Source organism: Corallococcus interemptor, from assembly GCF_003668875.1.
In the GTDB taxonomy this organism is placed as follows: domain Bacteria; phylum Myxococcota; class Myxococcia; order Myxococcales; family Myxococcaceae; genus Corallococcus; species Corallococcus interemptor.
The window spans coordinates 1-2,244 of the sequence record NZ_RAWM01000249.1 but is presented as its reverse complement, the minus strand read 5'-3'; the positions used below and the strand labels follow the sequence as shown (position 1 = coordinate 2,244).

At 71.0% G+C, this 2,244-nt stretch carries 4 protein-coding genes; 3 read left to right on the top strand and 1 reads right to left on the bottom strand.

Features of this window, described 5'->3' with window-relative positions; translation table 11 throughout:
- Both D7X96_RS38840 and D7X96_RS38835 read left to right on the top strand, forming a co-directional pair.
- Positions 1-738: a carboxypeptidase regulatory-like domain-containing protein gene (locus tag D7X96_RS38840; RefSeq protein WP_244219882.1), complete on the top strand. Its 738-nt coding sequence runs from the start codon at positions 1-3 to the stop codon at positions 736-738.
- A 161-nt stretch (positions 739-899) separates the two neighbouring features.
- Positions 900-1,085 (top strand): hypothetical protein, encoded by a 186-nt coding sequence (locus D7X96_RS38835; RefSeq protein ID WP_120553201.1) that lies wholly within the window; start codon positions 900-902, stop codon positions 1,083-1,085.
- 157 nt (positions 1,086-1,242) lie between these two features.
- On the opposite strand, the gene D7X96_RS38830 is transcribed toward D7X96_RS38835, so the two are convergent.
- On the bottom strand, positions 1,243-1,536 hold the full coding sequence (locus tag D7X96_RS38830; protein WP_120553200.1) for a TIGR02300 family protein: 294 nt from the start codon (positions 1,534-1,536) through the stop codon (positions 1,243-1,245).
- A gap of 141 nt (positions 1,537-1,677) precedes the next feature.
- On the opposite strand from D7X96_RS38830, the gene D7X96_RS38825 reads away from it, so the two are divergent.
- Positions 1,678-2,244: GYF domain-containing protein (locus tag D7X96_RS38825; protein WP_121771985.1), on the top strand; the 567-nt coding region annotated here is incomplete at its 3' end.

Genomic DNA, 2,244 nt, shown 5'->3' with positions numbered 1-2,244 from the left:
ATTGAAGCCCAGCCCGAGTGGGCCACGGAAGAGGCCGCGCCCGTCGCCGCCGCGCCGCGTCCCACCGGACCCGTGAAGTGGGGCGAAATCGAGGGGCGGGTGCTGCTGACCGGGACGCCTCCCCAGGCCTCCAGCGCGCCGACCTCCGCCACCGTCGCCAGCGTGTGCGGCGACCAGGCGGAGGACCGCTCGCTCGTGGTGGGAGGGGAGGGCGCCCTGGCGCACGCCGTCGTCTCGCTCCAGGACGGCGCCGCGCTCCCCGTCCCGGACGCGCCCGCGCCCCAGCCGGTGCTGGACCAGAAGCAGTGCCACTATGAACCGCCCACGCTCGCGGCGAAGGCCGGCGGTGAGCTGGTGCTGCGCAACTCCGACCCGCTGGTACACAACGTGCGCGCCCAGGCCGGGACGAACCGCTCCGTCTTCAACGTGGCCATGCCCCTGGAGGGGATGACCCTGCGCCGCCCCCTGCCCGCGGAACCGGGTACCGTCCAGGTCCGCTGCGACGTGCACCCGTGGATGCGCGCGGTGGTCCGCACCTTCGACCACCCGTACTTCACCACCACCACCCCGGACGGGCGCTTCCGGATGCGCGTCCCCGAAGGGGCCCACACGCTCGTCTTCTGGCACGACCGGCTGCCGGAGACCTCCCGGACCGTCACCGTCCGCGCGGGGGAGACCGTCCAGGTCGATCAAACCTGGGGTGTGGATGCGCTGCGTCAGGCCGGTTCCGCGAAATAGGGCGCCCCTGACAGGGGTGTCGCGTCCACGGCCAGCCCGATGAAATACCCGGCCAGGGGGCGCGTATAAGTGCCTGGAAGCACGCCCCCTGTTCAGACTTCTGTCTTGGTGGCAAAATTGCTTTCGTGGAAGCCAACACTTCCGCCTGAGGGGGAGTCACCATGCATCAGTCCAGGAAGCAATCCGCCGTGCCCGCGGAGACCGGGCCCCTGTCCCTGGGGGGCCGCCGCAAGGGCGCCCGGCCGGTGGGCATGCAGGAGATGGGGCCCAACCTCTACGAGAAGATCGAGAGCGCGCTCACCGAGCTGTCGCTGGTGTCGTCCCACGAGCGTCTGAGCGGCACCTGAGGTCCTGACGTGTCCCCTGAGCGGCGCGGGCCCCTTCCGGGTCCCCGCTCCGGGAGCGCCGTCTTCCCAACCCCCAGTCCTGGCGAGGAGGGAAACGGCAAAAGGGCCCGCCCGAACGAATCGGGGGGCCCTCGGGACTTCCACCGCGAGGCAGACCCTAGATGTCGTCGTCTTCGGCGGGCTCGGCGCCCGGCTCGGCGTCCTCGTCCTCACCGAAGGTGTCGAGGTTCTCCTCGTCCTCCTCGGCCGCGGGCGTCTCCTCGGGCTCGGGCTCGATGACCTTCGGAGCCGCGGCCAGGCGGCCACGCCGGCCCTCGGTGGGCTTGGCGACCACGTTCTCCCGCTGATCCGCCCCGCACTTGGGGCAGATGGGGTCCGGCTTCTTCATGTCGTAGAACTTCGTCCCGCACTTGAAGCACGAGTGCTTGGTCCCGAGATCCTTCGCCGGCATGCGCCACCCTCGTAGAAGCCTGGAGTGAAACCGAGGGCGGCTGAATAGTTGGGCCGAAGAACAGAGTCAACCGTGTGTTTGCGCGGGAGATTTCTGGCGGTAGCATCCCCGCCGGTTTCCCCCGAGAGCCGGACGCCCCCTTTGAACTTCACCTGCGACAATTGCCAGAAGCGGTACTCCATTGCGGACGAGAAGGTCCGCGGCAAGACGGTCAAGGTCCGTTGCAAGAACTGCCAGAACGTCATCACCGTGGAAGGGCCCGCCGAGGAGGAGAGCACCCGTGTGGTGTCGCTCGCCGACGTGGAGCGCATCCGCGCGCAGGAGCGTTCGCTGGCGGGGGGTGGTGCCGCCGCGGCCGCGCCTGCCCCCGCACCGGCGCCAGTGTCCGCCGTGGCAGCTCCTGCACCCCTGGCCAGGCCTCCTGCGTCGGCCCCCCAGACGCCCTGGGATGACGAGCCCACGCGCACCGCGCCTCCCCGCCAGACGGCCGGGGCTCCGTGGTTCGTGATGGTGCGCAACAAGCAGGAGGGCCCGCTGGACGAGGCGGCCGTGGCCGAGTGGATGGCCGCGGGCACCATCAGCGCGCGCAGCTTCTTCTGGCGCCAGGGCATGCCGGACTGGAAGCGCGGTTCGGACATCCCGGAACTGGCCGCGCTGCTCGCGCCCGCCGCGCCGCCGGAGCCCCCGCCTCCGCCGCCGCCCCTGGAG

Bases quoted from the DNA above. Each gene is read 5' to 3' on its own strand.
- D7X96_RS38830 (WP_120553200.1), bottom strand. From the start codon at position 1,536: ATGCCGGCGAAGGATCTCGGGACCAAGCACTCGTGCTTCAAGTGCGGG.
- D7X96_RS38835 (WP_120553201.1), top strand. From the start codon at position 900: ATGCATCAGTCCAGGAAGCAATCCGCCGTGCCCGCGGAGACCGGGCCC.